Origin of the sequence: Nisaea sp., from assembly GCF_039990255.1 — a bacterium.
In the GTDB taxonomy this organism is placed as follows: Bacteria; Pseudomonadota; Alphaproteobacteria; order Thalassobaculales; family Thalassobaculaceae; genus Nisaea.
The window spans coordinates 1,575,539-1,599,893 of the sequence record NZ_JBDXGG010000018.1 but is presented as its reverse complement, the minus strand read 5'-3'; the positions used below and the strand labels follow the sequence as shown (position 1 = coordinate 1,599,893).

At 58.4% G+C, this 24,355-nt stretch carries 19 protein-coding genes; 6 read left to right on the top strand and 13 right to left on the bottom strand.

Annotation, left to right across the window (positions count from 1 at the left end; translation table 11 throughout):
- Positions 1 to 5: 5 nt before the first annotated feature.
- From lexA to ABJ076_RS17875, 6 genes are all read right to left on the bottom strand, one after another.
- A complete protein-coding gene (gene lexA / locus ABJ076_RS17900) occupies positions 6 to 779 on the bottom strand; it encodes a transcriptional repressor LexA (protein WP_348186058.1) in 774 nt (257 codons plus the stop codon).
- A gap of 100 nt (positions 780 to 879) precedes the next feature.
- Complete coding sequence (gene glp, locus ABJ076_RS17895; protein ID WP_348186060.1) at positions 880 to 2,133, bottom strand: gephyrin-like molybdotransferase Glp; 1,254 nt, start codon at positions 2,131 to 2,133, stop codon at positions 880 to 882.
- Positions 2,123 to 2,599 carry a cyclic pyranopterin monophosphate synthase MoaC gene (moaC, locus tag ABJ076_RS17890; RefSeq protein WP_348186062.1) on the bottom strand — a complete coding sequence of 159 codons (477 nt, stop codon included), beginning with the start codon at positions 2,597 to 2,599 and terminating at the stop codon, positions 2,123 to 2,125. The genes glp and moaC overlap by 11 nt, the downstream gene beginning before the upstream one ends.
- 34 nt (positions 2,600 to 2,633) lie before the next feature.
- Positions 2,634 to 3,440, bottom strand: coding sequence for an indole-3-glycerol phosphate synthase TrpC (gene trpC, locus ABJ076_RS17885; protein ID WP_348186064.1), 807 nt, complete (start codon positions 3,438 to 3,440; stop codon positions 2,634 to 2,636).
- Positions 3,433 to 4,482, bottom strand: a complete 1,050-nt coding sequence (gene trpD, locus ABJ076_RS17880; protein WP_348186066.1) for an anthranilate phosphoribosyltransferase — start codon at positions 4,480 to 4,482, stop codon at positions 3,433 to 3,435. Before trpD ends, trpC begins: the two co-directional genes overlap by 8 nt.
- Entirely contained in the window at positions 4,479 to 5,111 is a 633-nt protein-coding gene (locus tag ABJ076_RS17875; protein ID WP_348186068.1) for an aminodeoxychorismate/anthranilate synthase component II, read from the bottom strand. The genes trpD and ABJ076_RS17875 overlap by 4 nt, the downstream gene beginning before the upstream one ends.
- Before the next feature lie 130 nt (positions 5,112 to 5,241).
- Here ABJ076_RS17875 and ABJ076_RS17870 point away from each other — a divergent pair, with 130 nt between their 5' ends.
- Together ABJ076_RS17870 and ABJ076_RS17865 are read left to right on the top strand one after the other, a co-directional pair.
- Complete coding sequence (locus ABJ076_RS17870) at positions 5,242 to 6,339, top strand: divergent polysaccharide deacetylase family protein (RefSeq protein ID WP_348186070.1); 1,098 nt, start codon at positions 5,242 to 5,244, stop codon at positions 6,337 to 6,339.
- 22 nt (positions 6,340 to 6,361) lie between these two features.
- The gene (locus tag ABJ076_RS17865) at positions 6,362 to 6,811 is read left to right on the top strand and encodes a GNAT family N-acetyltransferase (RefSeq protein WP_348186072.1); all 450 of its coding nucleotides are present in this window, start codon (positions 6,362 to 6,364) and stop codon (positions 6,809 to 6,811) included.
- Between the two features lie 95 nt (positions 6,812 to 6,906).
- Here the strand turns inward: ABJ076_RS17865 and ABJ076_RS17860 are convergent, their stop codons facing one another.
- The 5 genes from ABJ076_RS17860 to ABJ076_RS17840 all read right to left on the bottom strand — a co-directional run bounded on the left by ABJ076_RS17860 (position 6,907) and on the right by ABJ076_RS17840 (position 17,681).
- Positions 6,907 to 8,613, bottom strand: a complete 1,707-nt coding sequence (locus tag ABJ076_RS17860; RefSeq protein WP_348186074.1) for a gamma-glutamyltransferase family protein — start codon at positions 8,611 to 8,613, stop codon at positions 6,907 to 6,909.
- Positions 8,614 to 9,481: 868 nt separating this feature from the next.
- Positions 9,482 to 12,166, bottom strand: coding sequence for a pyruvate, phosphate dikinase (gene ppdK / locus ABJ076_RS17855; RefSeq protein ID WP_348198714.1), 2,685 nt, complete (start codon positions 12,164 to 12,166; stop codon positions 9,482 to 9,484).
- Positions 12,167 to 12,365: 199 nt separating this feature from the next.
- On the bottom strand, positions 12,366 to 13,187 hold the full coding sequence (locus ABJ076_RS17850) for a universal stress protein (RefSeq protein ID WP_348190223.1): 822 nt from the start codon (positions 13,185 to 13,187) through the stop codon (positions 12,366 to 12,368).
- Between the two features lie 19 nt (positions 13,188 to 13,206).
- Positions 13,207 to 15,987, bottom strand: a complete 2,781-nt coding sequence (fdhF, locus tag ABJ076_RS17845; protein WP_348190221.1) for a formate dehydrogenase subunit alpha — start codon at positions 15,985 to 15,987, stop codon at positions 13,207 to 13,209.
- Complete coding sequence (locus ABJ076_RS17840; protein ID WP_348190219.1) at positions 15,984 to 17,681, bottom strand: NAD(P)H-dependent oxidoreductase subunit E; 1,698 nt, start codon at positions 17,679 to 17,681, stop codon at positions 15,984 to 15,986. The genes fdhF and ABJ076_RS17840 overlap by 4 nt, the downstream gene beginning before the upstream one ends.
- Before the next feature lie 583 nt (positions 17,682 to 18,264).
- On the opposite strand from ABJ076_RS17840, the gene ABJ076_RS17835 reads away from it, so the two are divergent.
- From ABJ076_RS17835 to ABJ076_RS17825, 3 genes are all read left to right on the top strand, one after another.
- Entirely contained in the window at positions 18,265 to 19,236 is a 972-nt protein-coding gene (locus tag ABJ076_RS17835; RefSeq protein ID WP_348190217.1) for a tripartite tricarboxylate transporter substrate-binding protein, read from the top strand.
- Between the two features lie 109 nt (positions 19,237 to 19,345).
- Entirely contained in the window at positions 19,346 to 19,843 is a 498-nt protein-coding gene (locus ABJ076_RS17830; protein ID WP_348190215.1) for a tripartite tricarboxylate transporter TctB family protein, read from the top strand.
- A 23-nt stretch (positions 19,844 to 19,866) separates the two neighbouring features.
- Complete coding sequence (locus ABJ076_RS17825; protein ID WP_348190213.1) at positions 19,867 to 21,384, top strand: tripartite tricarboxylate transporter permease; 1,518 nt, start codon at positions 19,867 to 19,869, stop codon at positions 21,382 to 21,384.
- Between the two features lie 78 nt (positions 21,385 to 21,462).
- Here ABJ076_RS17825 and ABJ076_RS17820 read toward each other — a convergent pair whose 3' ends face one another.
- Entirely contained in the window at positions 21,463 to 22,149 is a 687-nt protein-coding gene (locus ABJ076_RS17820; RefSeq protein WP_348190211.1) for a fumarylacetoacetate hydrolase family protein, read from the bottom strand.
- Between the two features lie 161 nt (positions 22,150 to 22,310).
- Here ABJ076_RS17820 and ABJ076_RS17815 point away from each other — a divergent pair, with 161 nt between their 5' ends.
- Positions 22,311 to 23,327 (top strand): VCBS repeat-containing protein, encoded by a 1,017-nt coding sequence (locus ABJ076_RS17815; protein ID WP_348190209.1) that lies wholly within the window; start codon positions 22,311 to 22,313, stop codon positions 23,325 to 23,327.
- A gap of 14 nt (positions 23,328 to 23,341) precedes the next feature.
- On the opposite strand, the gene pcaD is transcribed toward ABJ076_RS17815, so the two are convergent.
- On the bottom strand, positions 23,342 to 24,136 hold the full coding sequence (gene pcaD / locus ABJ076_RS17810) for a 3-oxoadipate enol-lactonase (protein WP_348190207.1): 795 nt from the start codon (positions 24,134 to 24,136) through the stop codon (positions 23,342 to 23,344).
- Between the last annotated feature and the right edge of the window lie 219 nt (positions 24,137 to 24,355).

Genomic DNA, 24,355 nt, shown 5'->3' with positions numbered 1-24,355 from the left:
CAGGCCTAATATTTCCGCATTAATCCGACGAGACTGCCCTGGATCTTGACCTGATCCGGGCCGAATATACGTGTTTCATAATTCGGGTTGGCTGGTTCCAGCGCAATGGCATGGCCGCGTCGGCGCAGGCGTTTCAACGTCACTTCGTGCTCATCGACAAGGGCGACGACGATACTGCCGTTATCGGCTGTATCTCCGCGTTTGATGATCACTGTATCGCCGTCGAGAATACCGGCATCGACCATGGAATCGCCGGAAACTTCAAGCGCGTAATGATCTCCCGCCCGGATCAAGGAGCCCGGAATGCCAATGCGCGCACTATTGTCGCGCAGGGCTTCGATCGGCGTGCCGGCGGCAATCCGTCCCAACATGGGAAGATCGATCATTTCCTCATCTGAATGCGCTGCCTCCTCCGGCACGGGAGGGGCCGTTTCCTCCACGTTTCGCGAGGCGCGGGTGAAATTACCAGGGATGACATTCGGGGTGAAACCGCGGCTGGCCGGACGATCCAGTGCCGCTGGATGTGTTTCGGCTGCCTGTGCCGCCACCGATACCGTCGCACTTGAATCGGGGGTGCGCAAAATCTCAAGCGCCCGCGCCCGGTGCGGCAGGCGCCGGATGAAACCGCGTTCCTCCAAGGCTGTGATCAACCGGTGAATACCTGATTTGGATTTGAGCTCGAGTGCATCCTTCATTTCATCGAAGGAGGGGGAGACGCCGTCCTCTTCCAGCCGTTTCTGGATGAACAGCAAAAGTTGGTGCTGCTTTTTGGTGAGCATCGGAGACTCCCGTACTGGTTCCGTTAAGAACAAAAGATAAACATTTAAATGTTCTACTTTGGTTCTTGTCAGGCGTCAAGCCTTTGATCGAGCGGGGAGATCAGATTGAAACAGTACCGATACCGAGGGGAAGAACATCGACTTTGGCACCGGCGGGAAGAGCCGGTCCATGCGGCGGGCGGATCAGCAGACAGTTTGCATCAGCCAGCAGGGCGAGCATGGAGCTGTCTTGGCGTTCGAAAATCTCGACCACCGCCTCGCCACTTTCATCCAGATGATAGGTCGCGCGCAGATAGTCCTGGCGCCGGTCGTTTTCCTTGAGCGGCATGGCAAGGCGCGCCTTCAAAGTACGGTTGTCCGGTTCGGTTCGGCCGAGCATTGCGGAGATGGCCGGGCGCAGGAATACAGTGCCGCAGACGATAGTTGAAACCGGGTTGCCTGGCAGGCCAAGCAGCGGGGTTTCGCCGATATGGCCGAAGATCAGCGGTTTGCCAGGCCGCATGGCGATCTTCCAGAAATCAAGCTCAAGACCGCCCGGGCCGAACGTGTCGCTGCCGAGTGCGTGACGGACAAGATCGTGCTCGCCGACTGAAGCCCCCCCAGTTGTGATCAGGATGTCGGCTCCCTTGGCGCCGCGTACCATGGCCTGCAGGCCATCAATCGTATCCGGTGCAATGCCCAGGATGGTCGGCTCTCCGCCGCAAGCCCGGACCAGCGCGGCGAGTGCATAACTGTTGGAGCTGACGATCTTGTTAGGCCCGGTAGGATCTCCCGGCCGGATGATTTCGTCGCCTGTCGGCAGAATGGCGACGCGCGGCTTACGGCGTACCTCGATCCAGGGCACGTTCATGGCGGCGGCCATGCCGATATCCCGTGCGGTCAATACCCGTCCGGCCTTGATTCGGATATCGCCCTCACGGAAATCGAGCCCGGCCGGGCGCACATAGGCGCCAGTTATGGTCGCTTGGGTAACATCGAGAGTGGCTCCATCTTTTTCCGCGCTGGCGTTCACGTCTTCCTGAATGACGATGGTGTCGGCGCCATCAGGCACCGCGCCGCCTGTAAAAATGCGAACCGCCTCGCCGGGACCGACTGTACCCTCGAAGACATGGCCGGCGGGCGCGGTGCCGATCCGTCTCAGTTTTGCACTCTTTTCGGCCACGTCCGCGCCGCGCACGGCATAACCGTCCATTGCCGAGACGGCTTCCGGAGGCTGTGTGCGACGTGCCGCGATATCGACTGCTGCGGTGCGGCCGTGTGCGTCCGTCAGCGGGACTTCCTCGGCAGGCATTACGGGCATCGTGGAGAGGATACGGCTCAGCGCTTCCTCGACCGGCAACAGGTCATTCGCCATGCCAGTCTCCGGATTTGCCGCCTGCTTTATGAATTAGACGTATATTATTGAGCTTCATGCCCCGGTCGACGGCCTTACACATGTCATAGACGGTGAGGGCCGCAATACTGACAGCGGTCAGTGCTTCCATCTCGACACCGGTGCGGCCCTTCAGCTTGCAGGTGGCCTCTATCTCGACTGTGTTGCTGTCGGTATCGCAGGTCAGCTCGACCTTGACGGAAGTGAGGGCGAGTGGATGGCAGAGCGGAATCAGGTCCGGGGTCTTCTTTGCCCCCATGATGCCGGCGAGGCGCGCGACGGAAAGGACATCGCCTTTCTTTACGCCGCCATCGACGATCAGTTTCATGGTCGCCGGGGCCATTGTCACGGTGCTGGCCGCTGTAGCGATCCGTTCAGTGATTTCCTTGTCGCCGACATCGACCATGGCGGCATTGCCGCGCTCGTCGAAATGGGTCAGTTCGCTCATCTTTTCTTCCGTATGCCTTTAAGGAGACGGGTGCTTAGGCGACGGCCGGCACAGGATCGTTCAGAAGCATTGCGGTGGCTCGCCGCACATCCTCCTGCCGCATCAGGCTTTCACCGACGAGGAAGCACCGGGCGCCGACAGCAGCCATGCGGGCCAGGTCAGCCGGCTCATAGAGACCGCTCTCTGATATCAGGAGCCGGTCCGCCGGAACCCTTGCGGCCAGTTCTTCGGTCGTCGCGATATCTGTCACCATGGTCTTGAGATTGCGGTTGTTGATACCGATAAGGGGCGATTTCAGCTTCAATGCCCGGTCCAGTTCCGTCCCGTCATGCACTTCGATCAGCACATCCATACCGAGCTCTGTCGCCAGAGCTTCAAGGTCTGCCGCCTGTTCGTCTTCGAGGGCAGCCATGATCAACAAAATGCAATCCGCACCGAGTGCGCGCGATTCCCAGATCTGGTAAGGGTCGAGCATGAAGTCCTTACGCAGGACAGGCAGCGTCACAGTGTTCCGGGCAGCGATAAGATAATCGTCATGCCCCTGAAAGTACGGCATATCGGTCAGGACCGAGAGGCAGGTCGCACCGCCGCCCGCATAAGCCTCAGCGAGGCGCGGCGGGTCGAAATCGGCGCGGATCAGGCCCTTGCTGGGCGATGCCTTCTTGACCTCAGCGATCAGGCCGTAGCCGACCCTGGAAGCCCGTCCCAAGGCCGCTCCAAATCCCCGCGGCGCTGAAGCTTCTTCAGCACGGGTTTTCAGCTTTGCCTCTGGCCTGGCCACCTTGCAGGCGGCGATATGATCGCGCTTGTCCGCACAGATCTTGGCGAGGATATCAGTCATTGGATGCCGCCTCGTTTAGGGAATTGGTCACCTTGATGAGCGCGTCGAGTTTCGCCAGCGCCTTGCCGTTGTCGATCGTCTCCGCCGCTAGAGCGGCACCGTCTTTCAGGTTGGATACTCTTTCCGAGACCATCAGAGCGGCGGCAGTATTGAACAGCACCACGTCGCGATAGGGGCCCGTCTGGCCTTCCAGCAGTGCGCGAAGAGCGTTCGCGTTCTCTTCCGGAGCCCCGCCTTTAAGATCTTCCGGTCTTGCCAGCGGCAGGCCCGCATCCTCCGGTGAAATCTCAAAGGAACGGACCTTGCCGTCTTCCAGTGCGGAGACGTAGGTCGGACCGGTCGTGGTAATTTCATCCAGACCATCTGAGCCATGCACCACCCAAGCCCGTTCGGAGCCGAGTTTGCCCAGCACCTGCGCCACTGGCTCAACCCATTCGCGCGCAAAGACGCCCACGAGTTGACGCTTTACGAAGGCGGGATTTGAAAGCGGGCCAAGCAGGTTGAAGATGGTCCGGGTGCCGAGCTCGACCCGGGTGCCGCCGACATGGCGCATGGAGGAATGATGACGCGGCGCCATCAGAAAGCAGATACCGGTCTCATCGATGGCCTTCTGCACCAGGCTCATGTCGCACTCGTTATTGATGCCGAGCGCGCTCAAAACGTCGGCTGCTCCAGTCCGAGAGGAGAGGGCGCGATTTCCATGTTTGGCCACAGGTTGTCCCGTACCGGCCAGCACGAAGGCGCTGGCGGAGGAGATGTTGTAGGTTTTCGCCCCATCTCCGCCGGTGCCTACATTGTCCATGGCATTGGCAGGCGCACTGACGCGGAGTGCTTTCGCCCGCATGGCCTTGGCGGCGCCGGTGATTTCCTCGACGGTTTCGCCGCGGACCCGGAGCGCCATTAGAAAACCGCCCATCTGCGCAGGGGTGGCGTTGCCCGACATGATGATATCGAAGGCGGTCTCGGCCTGCTCTTCCGACATCGGGGCTCCGGTCGCCACGTGCGCGATCAGCGACTTCATGTCCTGGATGTCGCCACTCATGCTCCGGTTTTCCGCAATTCTGATTCAAGCTGCTCAAGCGGTTTCAGTGGCTCGGCATTCACACCGGAAATCCGCAGGAAGTTCTGCAGGAGTTTGTGTCCGTGCTCCGAGGCGATGCTTTCGGGATGAAACTGGGCGCCGTGGATCGGCAAGTCTCGATGCTGCAGCCCCATGATCATGCCGTCTTCCGTCTCGGCGGTGATTTCGAGACAATCCGGCAGAGTCTCCCGGTCGACGACAAGCGAGTGATAGCGTGTTGCATTGAACGGGCTTGGCAGTCCCTCGAAAACACCTTTATTCGTATGCGTCACCGGACTGATTTTGCCATGCATCGGAACCGGTCCACGGGTGATGTTGCCGCCGAAGGCCTGTCCGATAGATTGCAGCCCGAGGCAAACACCGAACACGGGAACTGTTCCGGCGGCGCGCTCGATAAGTTCAAGACAGATGCCTGCGCTGTCCGGATCGCGCGGACCCGGCGATAGCACAATGCCCTGCGGGTTCTGTGCCATCACCTCATCGGTGCTGATCTGATCGTTGCGGTGTACAACAACTTCCACGCCCAATGACCCCAGGAAGTGCCAAAGATTGTAGGTAAAGCTATCGTAGTTGTCGATAAGTATGAACATTTTCAGAGTTTTATCGAAATGTGTTGAAGTAAGATCGGAGGCTCTTCTAGTGTTTATAGCAAGCCTCCGCGCGAGCGAATAGAGACTGCCCCGGCACGCGTGGCTTGGCAAACCCTTTTGGGACCGGTTTATGGCGCGGAAACGCAAAGACAAAAACGGTATCAACAGATTGGTTCTCACGGTTGGCGGCGGGGCCTTCGTGTTGGCTGTCTTCGGTGTCGGTCTTTGGGCCGGCATGCAGTTCGGGGCTGAGCAAGCCACCAAAGGGGTAGCCATTGATGTAGCAGTTGATGAGGAGCAGGGTGCTGCATTGGCGCGGAAGACACCGGAATTTCCGATCCCCGAACCCGTCGGACCCAAGCCGCTCGATCAGGTTGCACTTGATCGGCTGATAGCCAAAGTCGCTGAACCTGCGCCGGAAAAAGCCGCGAGCCCTGTGCCCGTGATCATTCCTCCCTTAGCGGACCCGACCCCTGTTAAGAAACCCGCCTGGATACGGAATGCAATTGCCTACAAGGCAGAGGCCGGTAAGCCGATGATCGCTCTGGTGATCGACGATATCGGGATTGACCGTCGGCGTTCAGACGCCGTGGTTGCACTTCCTGCGCCTTTGACGCTGTCTTATTTGACCTACGCGCATGATCTGGAAAGACAAACCGCGGCGGCGCGAGCCCGTGGGCACGAATTGATGGTGCACGTGCCGATGCAGCCGAAGAGCGCGGATGCCGATCCCGGCCCAAAAGCGCTCCGGGTCAGAGACAATCCGGTGGAGCTCGCCGAAAAACTCGAATGGGGCCTCTCCCGCTTCAGCGGCTACGTCGGCGTCAATAATCACATGGGTAGTCGTTTCACCACTGACATGACCGGCATGCAGGTCGTAATGGCTGCACTTGGTCGTCGGGGGCTGTTTTTTCTCGATTCGGTGACCGCACCGGACAGCGCCGGGGTCAGTACGGCGCGCGCGGCCGGGGTGCCGGTGCTGACCCGCGATGTCTTTCTCGATAATGAAGACACACCCGAGGAGGTCCGGTATCGTCTGGAGCAGGCAGAGAAGATTGCCCGTCGGACAGGTGCGGCCATTGCCATCGGGCATCCGCACGATGCGACGATCACGGTGCTCCGGGACTGGATTCCGGATGCAGTCTCCCGCGGTATTGCAATCGTCCCGGTTTCCACTCTTGTCCGAAGACGCTATCCGGCGCTATGGGAACAGGCGGGACGTTCTTGATTCACCGACAAAGGGGCTAATCATGGTCGATTGGACATTCGAGGGCTTTGAAAGCCTCTCTTGCGCTGATCTCTATGATATTTTGAGGCAGCGTCAGGATGTTTTCGTCCTCGAGCAGAAATGCTTCTATCCGGATATCGACGGCAAAGATCACCTGGCCTTTCATTTGATCGGGCGCGCCCAGGACGGAACATTCCTCGCCTATCTGCGGATTCTCGGCCCGGGTGACTATTACGACGAGCCGGCCCTGGGACGTGTTCTGGTAACGCCTGAAGCTCGCGGTAGGGGGCTTGCCCGGAAGCTTATGGAAGAGGGTCATGCTCGTGCACTGGAGCTGTACGGTCGCGGTCCCGTCAGGCTGAATGCGCAGTCATACCTCAAGGACTTTTATCTGAGCGTAGGCTACGAGATTATCCGCGGTCCCTATGACGAGGACGGCATCCCGCATTATGAGATGCTGAAAGCGGCCTGATGATTCTCCAGCAATGGGAATTGGATCTGTCGCAGATAGCCTCAGGTAGCGCAGACCGCTGTTGCGGTATCTAGAAGTCTCGGTGAATTAGATCCTTAGAGTGCGATGGCTGCCCCGTCCCGGCGCGAATCCGCAGCACCGGAGAGGGCGCCACTCTTCGGATCGCGGCGTATCGCGTGCATACCGCCACACTCCATTGAGAACGGTTTTAGCGAACCAACCTGATGGCCGCGCCTTTTCAACTCCTCGATCACCGGCTCTTCCACGCGCGCTTCGATATTGACCTTGGCGCCGTCCCAAAGACGGGCGCGGGGAGCGTCGATGGCGGCCTGAAGATCGAGGCCAAAATCGAGGTGATGGACCATGGCCTGCGCCTGAGTTTGCAGAATACCGTAGCTTCCGGGCGTGCCGAGCGCGAGCACTGCCTCGCCGTCTTTGAGTGAGATTGAGGGGGCGAGGCACATCCCGAAACGTTCCCCGCCGATAAGGCGGTTCGGGGAGTCCGGGTGAAGGTCGCCCCAGTTCATGAAGTTGTTCATGGTCACGCCTGTTCCCGGAATAACGACACCTGAGCCGAACATGGAGCCGAGGCTTTGGGTCAGGCAAACAGCATTGCCGTCGCGATCAATGGCAGAGAAGGATGTCGTATGCTCGCGCAGCTCCACGCTCCCGGGCAGAGGGCCGTCACCGAACTGCTCAGTGCGTCCGGTAATCGGTGCCGGGGCGAGCAGCCGTGCGCGTAGCGGCTCGATATAGCTTTCGCTGAGGAGTTCGGCGACCCGTGCCGGGCTACATTTGTTGTTACGGATGCGGACTTCCGCCGCCAGACGGACGGCGCGGAAAACCATGTCCAGGTGATCTGCTGAAAGATGGCCCATGGCACCAATATCGATACCGTCGAGCAGTTTCATGGTCAGCAGGAATTGAAAGGATTCGGCCGGTGGCGGCGGCACGTGAATGTCGAGCCCGCGATAGGTCGTGACTACCGGCTCTTCCCAAACTGGTGCGACAGCGGCGAGGTCGTCCTCTGTCATGCAGCCACCGAGCGAATGCAGATGTGCGGCCATCTTTCGCCCGAGTGGGCCGCCATAGAGATAGGAAGGCCCCTCTGAGGCAATCTCTTCAAGGGTCTCCGCCAGATCGGGCTGCTTCAGGACGGCATTGAGAGTGGCGTTGTCGGTCGGGTCGATATAGGTCGAGAGCCATTCCGGCTGCATGTTTCTTGGACGGCTGACCCGCACCATTTCGACAAAGAATGGCGAGACAGGGATACCTTGCCACGCATGCTTGATCGCTGGCGTGAGGAGGGTGCTCAAGGGAAGTGTGCCGAGCTCGGAGGCAAGCGTGCACCAGCCGGCGAGATTGCCCGGCGTTCCACTCGCGTTCGCGCCGTCCCGAATGTCAAGACTGTCCAGTTTGCTAGCATCGAACGCTGCCGGCACCGGCGGGTGGAAATCGAGAACGCGAACTTTCCGGTCTTCGGCCCTGAACACTGTTGCGCATCCGAGCCCGGCAAGGCCTGACATGAAGGGCTCGGCCACATTGAGAACCGCAGCGGTCGCTACGATGGCATCAAACGCGTTGCCACCAGCCTCCAGCATCTTCGCTCCAGCCGCCGAGGCCAGCGGATGAGCGGAAGAAACCATTCCACCAACCGCGCGCACAGTCGGACGGCCGTGTGAATAGACGGCGACACCCATCGATTTCCCTCCAATGAAGAGACGCAGGCGGGACACCTGCATCCATTGCGAGCCGCAGAACACGACCGAAGTCAGGATGCGGCTGACGAACGCGATGATCAACCGAAGATGTGATCTTACGGCCGGCCGGTTGGTCATTGCCGAGTGCAGATAGTGCTCCAGAGATTGCCTGGCGTGGCTCTGTCACGAACAGGATCCAGTATACGAGATGCTTCGAGGGGCCTAAGGCGCCCTCAGGAAAATCATGTTTTTCGAGACGGACGGTCGTAAGAGACGGATGACTGTTTTTGGCTTCGTTCTAACTCTATCGGCGTCGTATTTGCAGCTTGGACGTGCCGACAGCTTTGACTGCGCGTTCAGCACTTAACTACATCTTTCCACAGTCGCAGAAACCAGAAAGACCATTCGTTAGGGGCTTTCGCTTGCTTGCAGGTGAGTAATTTGATACTCAAATACAATCAATAATAGATATTATTGATAACCTTAATCCAAATAATTGTTATCTTATCACACGAAGATTGGAAAACATGATGCTCGAATTGAAAAGGTACGCTGGGGCGTTCGCTCTAGCTCTCATCGCGTGTTTCGTCGTTACGGCAGAGGCGAAGGCTGCCTGTACAGTCAAAAGTGGGCAAACCGTTTCAAATAAGGAGAAAGCGTGGCCGGGAAACGCTGTCCATGAAGCGCTCAGGAATGCATATGCCGATGGTCGCTGTGAAATCACCAAGGGAATGCATCCTGGTGGGACGCCCTGCGTTCGGGGAAAAAGCGACAACCACATCACAGTGGCTCAATATACGGCTAACGGGTACCTCAGCCATACTTTCCACGTGTTCGGATATAAAGTCATGGTGGATGGTGTCGAACGACAGTGTTCGACTAGATAGAGTTTTTCTAAGAAAAAACGCCGCCCCTCGGGGCGGCGTTAAGCTTGTTTAACAGAATACTCTCAGTCGTCTTATTGTATCGATCAAGCGTCCTGTTTGCGCTTGTCGTCAGAGTCATCGATCGCCGCCTGCGCCGCCGCCAGGCGGGCGATCGGGACCCGGTAGGGTGAGCAGGAGACGTATGTTAGGCCGACTTCGTGGCAGAAGCGGACCGACGCCGGGTCGCCACCATGCTCACCGCAGATCCCCATCTTCAGGTCCGGGCGGGTCTTTTTGCCTTTTTCGGCACCCATGCGTACGAGGGCGCCGACGCCATCCCGGTCAATGGTGATGAACGGATCGGCAGGCAGCAGGCCGCGCTGCAGATATTCGTCGATGAAGGACCCTGCATCATCCCGGGAGAAGCCGAAGGTGGTCTGCGTCAGGTCATTGGTGCCGAAGCTGAAGAATTCAGCCGTCTCCGCAATTTCGTCCGCGACCATGCAGGCGCGCGGCAGCTCGATCATGGTGCCGACCATATATTCAAAGTCTTCGCCGGTTTCCACTTTCACCGCGTCGGCGATGCGGCGGACGATTACAGCCTGATCGTCCATTTCGGCCTTGGTGCCGACCAGCGGGATCATCACTTCCGGAATGGCCTTGATGCCGTCCTTCTTTACTGCGACGACGGCTTCGAAGATCGCCCGGGCCTGCATTTCACAGAGTTCCGGATAGGTCACACCAAGACGGCAGCCGCGATGGCCCAGCATCGGGTTGGCTTCATCCAGTTCCGCTTTTCTGATCTGCAGGGCGCGGAGCGAGACGCCGGCGGCGTCGGCAACTGCCTGCATTTCCTCGTCCGTATGCGGCAGGAATTCGTTCAGCGGCGGGTCAAGCAGGCGAATGGTCGCCGGGAGGCCGTTCATGATGCGGAACAGGGCTGTGAAATCATCGCGCTGATACGGCAGCAGCTTGGTAATGGCCGCGCGGCGGGCTTCAGGATCACGGGCCAGAATCATTTCGCGCATGTGAACGATCCGCTCGGGATCGAAGAACATGTGCTCTGTGCGTGACAAGCCGATGCCTTCGGCGCCGAAATCGACGGCGGTCTGGGCATCCAGCGGGGTTTCCGCATTTGCCCGGACACCAAGGGTACGGAACTCATCCACCCAGCCCATCAGCTCACCAAAATCGCCGGTAAGCTCTGGTTTGATGGTGGCGACTTCGCCCTTCATCACCTCGCCGGTGGTGCCGTCCAAGGTGATAACATCACCTTCGGCGAATTCACGTCCGCCAGCCAGCATCACCTTGTTCTTGCCATCGACCTTGATTTCACCAGCACCGGAGACGCATGGGGTGCCCATGCCGCGAGCCACAACGGCCGCGTGGGATGTCATGCCACCGCGTGTGGTAAGGATGCCCTCGGCCACATGCATGCCTCCGATATCCTCGGGGCTGGTCTCGTTACGGACAAGGACAACCTTTTTGCCGGCCTTCACCCATTCTTCCGCCTCTTCGGCGGTGAACACGATCTGTCCATTTGCGGCGCCGGGAGAGGCTGGGAGGCCGCGGCCAACAACATCGCGTGTAGCATCAGGATCGAGGGTCGGGTGCAGCATCTGGTCGAGCTGCGCCGGATCGATACGCTGCACGGCCTCGCGCTTTTCGATGAGGCCTTCGCGCACCAGATCGCAGGCGATTTTTAGAGCGGCGGCCGCCGTGCGCTTGCCATTCCGGGTCTGCAGGATCCAGAGCCGGTTTTGCTGAACCGTGAACTCCATGTCCTGCATGTCGCAATAATGAGCTTCAAGTTTGTCGCGGATGGCAACGAGTTCCTTGAAGACGTCCGGCTGGGCCTCTTCCATGGAGGCGAGACTTCCGCCGCCTTCCTCGCGCTCGGCGATGGTCAGCGGCTGCGGAGTCCGAATCCCCGCAACCACATCTTCGCCCTGGGCGTTGACCAGGAACTCTCCATAGAAGCGATTGTCACCGGTCGAAGGGTTGCGGGAGAAGCAGACACCGGTCGAGCAATCATCGCCCATATTGCCGAATACCATGCTCTGCACGGAAACGGCGGTGCCCCAGGATTCGGGAATGTCATGCAGGCGCCGGTAGGTGTTTGCGCGCTGGTTCATCCAAGAGCCGAACACGGCGCTGATAGCGCCCCAGAGTTGTTCCTTCGGGTCTTCCGGGAAGTCCTTTCCCAGAACCTCTTTCACCCGCGCCTTGTATTCGGCGACGATGGCCTTCCAGTCGGTAGCCGACATTTCCGTGTCGAGACTGTAGTCCTTGAGCTCTTTGTATTCTTCGAGGATTTCCTCGAAATTGTAATGCTCCACCTCCAGCACGACGTCGCTGTACATCTGGATGAAGCGCCGGAAACTGTCATAGGCGAAACGCTCGTCATTGGTCTCGCGTGCGAGCGCCGCGACGGTGACGTCGTTAAGGCCGAGATTAAGGACAGTATCCATCATCCCCGGCATGGATGCGCGGGCGCCGGAGCGGACAGAAACCAGAAGCGGCTTCTCCGTCGAGCCGAAGCCGCGTCCAAGAGCTGTCTCAACCGCCTTCAGGCCGGCTTCGACCTGATCGGCGAGATCGCTCGGGTAGGTACGGCCGTTGGCATAATAATGCGTGCAGACCTCGGTCGAGATCGTAAAGCCCGGGGGAACAGGCAGCCCGAGATTGGCCATCTCAGCCAGGTTGGCGCCCTTGCCACCCAGAAGCTCCCGCAACTTGGCCGAACCGTCGGCCTTGCCCGCTCCGAAATTATACACCCACTTAGCCAAGAGCCGCACTCCGAGTCATTGTTCCGGTGCCTGGTGTCCGGAAAACTCTCGTCCGGGACGATTGGCATCGTTCGGTTGTTGCACCTGCGAAAAGGTCCAACGGGGTCGGATGGTGTTTACTCAAAGAAATGCGTCGTTGAAAGGAAAGAGTCACAGTTCGTGGCGGAAATTGACTCTTCCGTAACGCTGATTTTGTGAATCAGTGCGCCATCAGGACTGGAACGTTCAGGTTTTCCAGAACGTCGCGCGTGGTTCCCCCGAAAATATCCTCGCGGATGCGTGTCCTGCTATAGGCGCCCATAACGAGAATGTCCGGATTCGTGCTGTTGCAGTGCGTCAGGATCGTATTTGCGATGCCGCCCTTGTCTGGGAGGACAACTTGTCGGGCGTCGATTCCATGCCGTCGGAGATGGCGGAGAATGTCATGCCCGCAGTCGGGCGGTGTGTCTTTCGGGACAACGGTGACGATATCGATCCGGCTTTTGGTCTCCAGGATCTGCATCGCGTCCGTGAGGGCGCGGGCGGCCGGACGGCTTCCATCCCAAGCGACGACGGCAAATTCGTTGAAGGGGCGGTCCTCATAATGCTTGGGCACGACAATTACGGGTTTGCCGGAAAGCAGCACGATATCCTCGGGCCGAATTTCCGCTTTCACCCCGTTTGACGCAGTGAATTGACCGACCAGCAGGATGTCGAAATAGCGCGCACCTTTCGCCAAAACCCTGTTCGGCTCTCCCTGTTCAGCGATCCAGTCGCCATTGCTGGTGTGGCCCAGTGCCGTAAGTTCTTCCAGGAACTGTGCCTTGATGCCGGATACATTGTCCTGTTCCGCCTTTTGCAGGGTTTCCAGAATGCTGTCCGGTATCCACTGGCGGGTCTGGTTATCAAGATTAAGCGGCGGGTTCACATGCAGACCGGTGATGGATGCACCATATTTGGCAGCCATGCGCGCCGCCAAGCGGAGCGCAGCATGACTGTTGGCCGTGCCGTTATAGGCAACGGCCAGATCCTTGATTGCCATTCATTCCTCCCATGGCCGCTTATTCCGCGGCTTCCACACTTTCCTGCACTGCCTCGATCTTGGCAGCGCAGAATTTGAACTCCGGAATCTTGCCCATCGGATCGAGTTGCGGATTGGTCAGCAGGTTGGCGGCGGCCTCCGCAAAGCAGAACGGGATGAAGATCATGCCTTCTGGTACATCCACATCCTGACGGGCTTTCAGTGCGACCGTTCCGCGCCGGGTCGTGACCCGGACGTAATCGCCAGCCTGGACCTCCATCCGCTTCATGTCCCAGCGGTTGAGGCCGGCAATGGCTTCGGGTTCCAGCGCATCAAGCGTGGAGGAGCGCCGGGTCATGCTGCCTGTATGCCAGTGCTCCAACAGACGTCCTGTCGTGAGGATCATCGGGTAATCCGTGTCCGGCAACTCGGCAGGTGCGGTGACTTGGGCCGGAACAATTTTCGCGCGGCCGGACTCCGTGGGGAACCGGTCGCCGAAGATGATGTCGTTACCGGGCTTGTCCGGCGCATCGCAAGGATAGGTGACCGCTTCTTCGCGCTCCAGCCGCTCCCAGGTGATGTTCTTCAGGGAGGGCATGACCTCCGTCATCTCGGTGAAGATGTCGGAGGGGTGCTTGTAGTCCCAGTCGAGCCCGATACGCTGTGCCAATTCCTGCACCAGCTCCCAGTCCTGCCGGGCCTGTCCCGGAGCTGGAACCACGGGGCGGGCGATTTGAACCTGGCGGTTGGTGTTGGTGAAGGTGCCCCATTTCTCCGCATGGGCGGAGGCGGGCAGCACCACGTCGGCATGCCAGGCGGTCTCTGTCAGGAAGATGTCCTGAACGACCAGATGCTCAAGCCGGGCCAGGGCCGCCCGGGCATGGTTCTGGTCCGGGTCGGACATGGCCGGATTTTCGCCGAGAATATACATAGACTTGATTTCATCACGCAGGATCGCGTCGATGATTTCTACCACGGTGAGCCCCTTGACCGGCGGCAGGTCCGTTTTCCAGAACTCTTCATAAGCAGAGCGGATGCCGGGATCCTCGACCGACTTGTAGTCTGGGAAGACCATCGGGATCATACCGGCGTCGGACGCGCCCTGAACATTGTTCTGGCCGCGCAGCGGATGCAGGCCAGCGCCTTTCCGGCCGATCTGGCCGGTGGTCAGGGCCAGAGCGATTAGGCAGCGGGCATTGTCCGTGCCGTGGATATGCTGGGAGACGCCCATGCCCCAGAAGATCAGTGAAGCCGTCGAAGTGGCATAAAGCCGGGCGACGGAACGGATGGTTTCGGCGGGAATGCCGCAAATCTCTTCCATTTTCTCCGGCGCGAAATCCTTGATGCTGGATTTCAGCGCTTCGAAGCCCTCGGTATTCGCCGCGACATACTGAACGTCGTAGAGGTTTTCCTCGACGATCGTGTGCAGCATACCGTTCAGCAGGGCGACGTCAGAGCCGGGTTTGAATTGCAGGACTTTTGTCGCATGACGTGCGAGGCCGTTATTCTGGCCGCGCGGGTCCATGATGATCAGCTCTTTGCCATTCTTGGCCGCAGCTTTCAGGAAGGTCGCTGCGACCGGATGGTTTTCCGCCGGCCGGGCCCCGATCACGATAATGCAGTCGCTGTCCTCAGCGGCGGTGAAGGGAGCAGTCACGGCGCCGGAATTGAGCCCTTCCATAAGGGCTGCGACCGAGGAGGCGTGGCAGAGCCGGGTGCAGTGATCGACATTGTTGGTTCCGAAGCCCTGCCGGATCAGTTTTTGGAAGACGTAGGCTTCCTCGTTGGAGCATTTCGCCGACCCGAAACCGGCAAGTGCGTCGCCACCATCCCGATCAAGCACCTTTTTAAGGCCGGACGCTGCGCGCTCAAGCGCTTCTTCCCAGGTTGCCTCGCGGAAATACTTGGAGACATCGCCGCGATCGATCTGCATGTCGCCAGCTTTCGGCGCATCGTCGCGCCGGATCAGCGGCACGGTCAGCCGGTCGGGGTGGTGGATGTAATCAAAGCCGAAGCGGCCCTTGACGCAGAGTCGGTTGTTATTGGCCGGGCCGTCCCGTCCGTCGATATGCAGGATCTTGTCATCCTTCACGTGCACACGGGTCTGGCAGCCGACCCCGCAATAGGGGCAGAGGGTGTCGACGACGCGATCGGCGTATTCGGTGCGCTTGCCCTGATCGTTCAGCAGGTTGGCTTCCATCAGCGCACCGGTCGGGCAGGCCTGAACGCATTCGCCGCAGGCAACACAGGTGGATAAGCCCATGGCTTCGTCGAAATCGAATACGACTTTTGATCCATGACCGCGATAGGCCATGCCGATCACGTCATTCACCTGAACTTCCCGGCAGGCCCGGACGCAGAGATTGCAATTGATGCAGGCGTCCAGATTGACCGAGATGGCGGAGTGGGTCACATCGGCTTTAGGACGGTCGGCTGCCGGGAATCTGCTGGCATCCCCAATTTCCATCTGGTCGACCCAGTTCCAGAACTTTGAATCCGGATCGTGACTGGTTTCGCGTTCAGGCTGATCGGCGATCAGCAGTTCGAAAACCATATCTCGGGACTTTTTCGCTCGTTCGCTGGCTGTCTGCACCTTCATGCCCGGCGTCGGAGTACGGACGCAGGAGGCGGTGAGGGTGCGTTCTCCCTCGACCTCGACCATGCAGGCGCGGCAGTTGCCGTCGGCCCGGTAGTCTTTCTCCGGCTGCCAACAAAGATGCGGGATCTCGGTGCCGAGACGGTCTGCCACCTGCCAGATGGTTTCACCGGACAATGCTTCTACGGTTTCGCCGTTCAACTCGAAAGAGATGTTGCTGCTCATTTCAGGTCTCCCGGGAAATATTTAATAACAGATCGGATCGGGTTAGGTGCCGCCTGACCGAGCCCGCATATGGAGGCATCGGCCATGACTGCACTGAGGTCTTCGAGAAGATTCGTATCCCAGCGCGGCTGCTGCATCAGTTGAACAGCTTTCTCGGTCCCGTTGCGGCAGGGCGTGCACTGGCCGCAGCTTTCATCCTCGAAGAATTTCAGAAGGTTGAGGGCTACGTCCTTCATGTCGTCCTTGTCCGACAAGATGACAACCGCATGGGATCCGACGAAGGAGCCGTGTTTCTCCAGCTGGCCGAAGTCGAGTGGGATGTCGGCCATTTCCTTCGGCAGGATTCCGCCGGACGGGCCGCCGGGCAGGAAGCCCTTGAAGCTGTGTCCGTCGGCCATCCCGCCGGAATGCTCCTCGATCAGCTCGCGGGCCGTAGTCCCGGCCGGAACCAATTTAACGCCGGGGTTCTTCACCCGGCCCGAGACGGAATAGCTGCGCAGACCCTTGCAATCGTTCTTGCCTTGGTCGGCGAACCATTTGGCACCGTTCTTCAGTATCTCGGGCACCCAGTAGAGCGTCTCGATATTGTTTACCAGCGTCGGTCTGCCGAAAATGCCGTTGACCGAAACATAAGGCGGGCGGTGACGTGGCAGGCCGCGCTTGCCTTCGATAGACTCGATCATCGCGGACTCTTCACCGCAGATATAGGCGCCTGCGCCTCGGCGCAGAGTGATCTTGGTGTGTTTGGAGAGACCGGCCGCTTCCACGGCGGCGATTTCCTTCAGTAGAATTTCACGGGCAGCCGGATATTCGTCGCGCAGGTATATAAAAACCTCTTCGGCCTCGACGACCCAGGCGCCGATCAGCATTCCTTCGAGGAACTGATGCGGGTTGCTTTCAAGAAATATCCTGTCCTTGAAGGTCCCGGGCTCGCCTTCGTCACCATTGACGGCCATAAGGCGCGGGCCCGCCTCGGCCCTGACGAAACTCCATTTCCGGCCAGTCGGGAAACCGGCACCGCCCAGCCCCCGCAGGCCGCCGTCCGAAAGAGTCCCGATCACGTCATCGACAGCGCGCTTGCCAGAGGTGCAGGCCTCCAGCACGGCATAGCCGCCAGCCTGACGATAAGCGTCGAAGGCTTTGTACTCCGGGATGTGCGGATGCAGATGACCGCTTCCGGCGACTTCGAGCACTTTTTCGGATGTGCAGTTGTCGACATGCCGGTGCCCGACTTCGGCAGCCGGTGCCAAATCGCAGCGGCCCATGCAGGGCGCGCGCAGCACGCGGATGTCGGCATCGGCGTTGGTTTCGAGTTCGGAAATTAACCGCTCGGCGCCCGAAAGGGCGCAGCTCAAGGATTCACAAACCCGGATGGTCACCGGAGCAGGGCGTTCTTCACCGTCTCGGACGATGTCGAAATGCGCATAGAAGGACGCGACTTCATAGACCTCTGACATGGGAATACGCATTTCTGCGGCCAGACCGTGCAGCAAACCGGCCGGCAAACATCCCTCGCTGTCCTGTATCAGATGCAGATGTTCGATCAGCAGGTCACGCTGGCGCGGAAGGTCGCCGAGGATTTCGCGAACGCGGTCCCGGTCATCGCCATCAAGGAACCGTCCTTTCGGCAATGCTGGGGCTTTCCGTCGGCCCGAACCGGGATGGATCTTTTTCCCGACTTTAATCTGATTCATGGTCTTTGCGGCCTTTTTGTTGCTTCCTCAGCATATCCCGGACCCTTTTGACAGAATCCTGAGTTTCTCCAATTGCGTCCCGTTGAACGCTATCGACCAGTTCACAATTTGCTTCGCCCGTGCGCGTCATCATTTCGCTTCTGAGCGTCGCCTTTTATGTCTTGCGCGCTTTTCGCACGTCTACGCTTTCCTTGCCTGTCCTGATGCAGGCGGTGGCCGGAAGTCGCCAAAAAATCGAATAACCTCTTCTTTGCTGTGCTTGTATTACATCCGTATAGAACCGATCATTCTGCAGTGGCATCTTGTATACCATAACTGCACGCCATCAGGCTGTCGAGTGCTGGAGAACGTCACGTACCCGAAAACATTCAATAAATCTGCGGCGTTTTATCCGTGCTTTAGCGTATAGCGTGCCCACCTATCGTAGTGCTCAAGAGAAACTGGTATACAAGATACTTGGGCTTGGTATACCATTTTGGTGCCATGAAAAGTTGTTGGTCCTTGCTGAAAAGCCGGACTACGCTGTGGCGACGGACAAAAAGAAAAAAATAAATTTGTCCGGACACAACAAGGGAGGAGTTCAATGAAAATCTCAAGACGCAGTCTTATGGGCTTGGCTGTCTTTGCCGGCTTGGGTATGGCCGTCAATGCACCGGCACAGGCATTCGAGCCGGTAAAGCCGATCGATTTCATTATCATGGCTGGTAAAGGCGGCGGCGCCGACAAGATGGCCCGTCTGATGCAGACCATTGTTGAGAAACATAATATGGCTTCCAAGCCGTTGATCCCGATCAACAAGCCTGGTGGCTCGGGCGCTGAAGCCCTTGTGCATGTTCAGAATGCCAAGGATCAGGACCACACCATCATGGTGACCCTGAACAGTTTCTACACGACGCCGATGCGCCAGCCTGGCCTTGGCGTGGATTCCCTGAAGTTCGCGCCGGTGGCACGGATGGCGGAAGATACCTTCCTGCTTTGGGTGCATAAGGACGCAGGCCTGACCACGTTCGACCAGTGGGTCGACCATGTTAAAAGCGTTGGTGACAAGTGGGTCATGGGCGGCACCGGTAAGCTGCAGGAAGACCAGCTCATCACGGACTTCTTGAACGCCAATTTCGATCTTAAGATGAAGTATGTTCCCTATAAGGGTGGCGGAACGGTGGCCAAGCAGGTTGCCGGCAAGCACATCAACTCCTCCGTCAACAATCCTTCAGAGATCGAAGGCTTCTACAACGCTGGCGTTGCTATTCCGCTGGTGTCCTTCACCAAGGATCGTCTGGAGAAGTTCCCGAACGCTCCGACGATGACGGAAAAAGGGCAGAACTTCGCCTATTTCATGCAGCGGAGCGTTGTTGGCGCGCCGGGTATGTCGGCGGACGCCCAGGCCTATTACACATCCTTGTTCAGGAAGGTGTATGACAGCCAGGAATGGCAGGACTACCGCAAGGCGAAGAGCCTCTATGGCGAGTTCCTGTCCGGATCCGCGCTCCAGGATTACTGGAATGTGAATAACGAGACGCATCGAGCGATGCTGGCCAAGATGGGCGCCTCCTGATCGCCACACTGCGCAACCCCGGAGCCTAATAGCTCCGGGGTTGTAATTTAAGGGATCCGGCATCCCGTCTCTTTTTCTATTCATGATTGAATGAGGAAGGTCGCCGCACATGCGTCGCGCGGAACTGGTCACGGCTGTCATATTGGCAGTATTTTCCATCTATCTGATGTGGAAGAGCACCGAGCTGAATATTGGCTGGGTAGAGTATGAAGGTCCTGGAGGCGGCGCTTGGCCGTTCTGGCTGGCCGGGATGATGTTGGTTTGCAACATCTGGACGATTGTGAACTGGGTTCGAAAGGCGACGCCCCAATCGCGCTCGCAGGACCAGTTCATGGACGCCTACGCAGTCCGGATGTTCCTGCTGGTCGGTGGCAGTGTGGTTGGTCTTGTGGGCTTGGTCCATGTGGTCGGCGTCTATGGTGCTGTGCCGCTGTTCATGCTGTTCTACTTACGAGTTCTCGGACGGCATAACTGGGTACCGACCCTTGTGATCTCAGGGGTGGCGCCAGTCGTTATATTCTTTTTCTTCGATGTCGCGATGCGGATCGTGCTGCCCAAGGGATACTTGGAGCCGCTGTTCTATCCGCTCTACGACATTTTCCTTTAGACGCCGGCCTGGGGATTTAAGTTATGGAAATCATTCAACTTCTCTTGGACGGCTTTCTGATTGCGTTCGAACCGCTCAATCTAGGGCTGGTCGTCGTCGGTGTGACGATTGGCTTGTTCATTGGCGCGATGCCGGGGCTCGGATCTGTGAACGGGGTAGCGATCCTTTTGCCGCTCACCTTTCTCGTGCCGCCTACCTCGGCCATCATTTTTCTTGCCGCTATCTATTACGGCGCCATGTATGGCGGAGCGATCAGTTCGATCATGCTGGGGATACCGGGGGCATCGACCGCTGTTGCCACAACCTTTGACGGACGGCCGCTTGCCCTGAAAGGGCTGGCCGACAAGGCGCTTATCGCTGCCGCAGTGGCATCCTTTTTCGGCGGCACGATCTCGATCATTCTGTTCACCGGATTTGCGCCGGCGCTTGCCAGCGTTGCGCTCGACTTCGGTGACCAGGAGATCTTCGCCTTGATGCTTTTGGCCTTTGCGACCTTCGTCGGCCTAGGCGGTGATGATATCGCGAAGACCGTCTTCTCCATTTGTATCGGCCTGGTGTTCAGCGCTGTCGGAATGGACATCATCAGCGGTACACCACGGCTGGTGTTCTTCGATATCATCGGCTTTCTGCACGGGATCAATTTCCTGGTGCTGGCAATCGGCGTCTACGGCATCGGCGAAATGCTCTGGACGATCGATTCAACCCGCGGAAACCCGTCGATGTCCAAGGTCGAAATCTCGGCCAAGCGCACGGTCTCGCATCTGAAGGAAGTCTTGAAAGAGTGGAAGCCGGCATGGATCGGCTCACTGCTAGGGTTTTTCGTCGGTATCCTGCCGGCGGCGGGCGCGACACCAGGCTCTCTGATGGCCTATGGCATCTCGAAGATGACGTCGAAAAACCCTGATGGCTACGGCAAGGGTGAAGTCGGCGGTGTGATTGCTCCGGAAGCCGCGAACAACTCGGCGTCGACAGGCGCGATGCTGCCGATGCTCACGCTTGGTATTCCAGGCTCCCCGACGACTGCGATCCTGCTTGGCGGTATGGTTATCTGGGGATTGGTGCCTGGACCGATGATGTTCATTGAGCAATCGGACTTTGTTTGGGGACTGACTGCCAGCCTTTATGCTGCGAATTTCTTTGCGGTGATCATCAACATCCTCTTCATTCCGGTCTTCCTCTATGTGCTGAAGATGCCGTTCACCATACTGGCGCCAATTATCTTCGTACTCTGCCTCGTCGGTGGTTATGCGCCGACTGAGGATATGCACGATGTTTGGCTGATGGTGATCTTCGGCTTCGGGGCCTATCTTCTGCGCAAGCTGGACTATCCGCTTGCCCCTGCAGTGCTGGCAATTGTGCTTGGCCCGATCGCAGAGCCCGCTCTGCGGCAGAGCCTGATCATTTCCGGAGGCGACGCCACTGTGTTCTTCACGCGGCCGATCGCAGGACCAATCACGATTATCGCGATCATTCTGCTTATGCTGCCGCTGGTGCAGATTTTCCGGAAAAAGCGCAGGCAGGCGAAAAACGCCGAGGTGTGACGTCCCGATAATATCTTAGTCTGAACAGTAAAGGGCGGCCGTTGTGGCCGCCCTTTGCATTCAGCAGAGACGCCTGCCTCAGACCACGTTCACGACCAGATCGCCAACGCCTTCGACATAGCCATGCATGACATCGCCGCAGACGACCGGGCCAACGCCAGCAGGGGTTCCGGACATGATGATGTCGCCTGGGACCAGCTCGAACAGTCCGGAAAGGTAGGAGATCATTTCCGGAACCTTCCATAGCATCTGGTTCAGGTCGCCTTCCTGACGCATCTCGCCATTGACCTTGAGCCAGACGGCACCGTTTTCCGGGTGACCGATTTCGGAGGCGGGAACAATCTCACCGCACGGAGCGGACATCTCGAACGCTTTGCCGATTTCCCAGGGACGACCGGCTTTCTTCATCTGTGCCTGCAGATCGCGCCGGGTCATGTCGAGAGACACAGCGTAGCCGTAGACACAGTCAAGGGCGTTCTCGATAGGAATGTCAGTGCCGCCCTGCTTGAGTGCAACGACCATCTCGATTTCATGATGGACGTCGTTGGACTGCGGCGGGTAGGGGAACTTCAAATCAGGGACGATCAAGTTGTCCGGATTCTTCTGGAAGAAAAACGGCGGCTCCTTGTCCGGGTCATGTCCCATTTCAATGGCATGTTCGGCATAGTTACGCCCGACGCAGTAAACCCGATGCACGGGGAAGCGATCGTCCTGGCCGCGGACGGGCAGGGAGACTGCCGGGGGCGGTGTGAAAACATAGCTCATGTCGGACTCCTTGGTGGGAGGTTGCAGCGCGTAGCACGGCTTGCGCTCGCGTGCCTGTGAACAACAGCGATACATATCGGCCAGGGACATGAACCCGTCCAGTCCTATATTGGACCAGCTTTCTTCGTCATTATGATCGGGTCTCCGAAGGGATTGGGTACATGCGGGTTTCGATATTCCTGTTTACTGCCGTCATTGCGGTGGCGGTCATGCCTGTCTCCGCTGCCGAATTGGTGTCCCGTAAACTGGATCTGACAGATCCTGGCAGCAGGCTGATCAATTCGGCTGATCATGTGCTGGTGATGGCCGAGAATGGCGCGCTGTTTGAAGTCACCGGTGACGGACAGGTTATTGAGAGATCCGGATCAGCCCGCTTACCGGAGTCGAAGCCGTTGCGGTTGCCGCTCGTGAAGGACGGCCGCGTCGCAATCAGTCCGGATGGTTTGATAAGGGCTTGGTACACCGACGAGACGGAAAGCTACGGCCATGGCGCGCTTGGCGATGTGGTTGAAGCGCTGAGTCTGGTGGTACAGGAGGAGGGCGGCAAGTTGGCGGTCTACTCGGTGATCGCAGACGAAGTATTCGAGGATCTGGAGCCCCGGATTGTCGATTTGGATCGCTCACTGGCTGGTAGACCCGAAATCGTGGCCATCACGGCAACATCAACCGGTGGAGCCGGGATTGCCGTGTTCGGTATCGGCAGAGACAGTGATGGCAAGCCCGCGCTGCTCCGGCTAGCTAACTCCGCAAGGATCGGGACGCCTTACCGCTGGCTGAATATAGCAGGCATTGCCGACTTCGATGGCGACGGCTTTACGGAGATCGCCTATGTTGATCGGCCGCATATTCGCGGCGAGTTGGTCTTTCTTGAATGGCGTGGCGGCCGCCTGCGGGAACAGGCGCGCGAAGGCGGTTATGCCAACCATCATGGAGGCTCGACGGTCCAGGATATGTCGGAAGTCGCCGATGTCGACGGTGACGGCAATCCGGATCTTATTTTGCCCGTTCGGGGATATGGAAGAATTGCTGCTGTATCCCTTGCTGCTGAAGGTCTAAACCGGATCGCGGAAGTGGATATTCCATCGGCACCTCGGTCCGGCATCATCTCGACAAGCCCGCAAAGCGCGGTCTATCTCGACAGAGCTGGCGCGCTTTATGAGATCCGCTGGACGCCCTAGCGGCGCCAGACACCTTAGGTAAATCCGTTTTCCTTGAAAAAACGGTTCATCGCATCAGCCAGGAAGTCCGGTTGCTCTAGGCTTGGAATGTGACCGGCATTAGGAACTTCCACATAAGATGCATTCTTCATCGCATCGGCCATAGCCTTCACGAGAGCTGGAGGCGTTGCGCCGTCTTCCGCGCCACAGAGTACTAAAGTCGGAACGGTAAGTGAGAGGGTTGCTTCTGTCAGGTCGGCATCACGGATCGCCGCGCAGCAGCCGAGGTAACCTGTCTGTGTTGTCCTGGCGAGCAGATTGCGCCATCCCGCTGTAGCGGCCGGATTGTTCTTCCGGAAATCAGCCGAGAACCAGCGCTCCATGACACCATCGGCGATACTTTCGAGACCGTTCGCGGAGATCGCATCAATGCGATCCTGCCAAAGAGCGGCCTCGCCGATTTTGGGCGCGGTATCCATGCACACGAGTGCGTCTACCTGCTTTGGGTATCTGGTCGCAAAGTCTTGAGCAATCATCCCACCAATGGAAACGCCGCCGAGCAGAAAATGATCAAGCTCCGCATGGTCTGCGATGGTCTTCAGATCGGAACTCAGATCTTGAATGGAATAGGGCGCTTCGGATACGTCCGTCAGCCCATGACCGCGCTTGTCGTACCGGACAATGCGTCCGATCCCTTGAAGTTTCGGCAGCATCGGATCCCAAATACGGAAGTCTGTACCGAGAGAATTGGCGAGAACCAGTGTCGGGCCGGTCCCGATGGTTCGGTCGGAATAGTGAAATGTTCGTGATCCAGCTCTGAAGAACGCCATTTTATTCCCTCTTTCGCGATCTATTCCGCACCGTTTTTTGTACCCTTAACCTTAGGAAATTCCATCCTAATTCGGCGCCGCATAATAAATCGAGGTGCGATGAGCGCGGGGTGGCCGATCAGAAACTCTGAAAAGGGGCAACTTTTCAGCCGGAGCCCATCTTTTCGATAGGGATTCCTGCCCTATCTCCTAGTCATGAACTTTGTTCGGTCGAGGGAG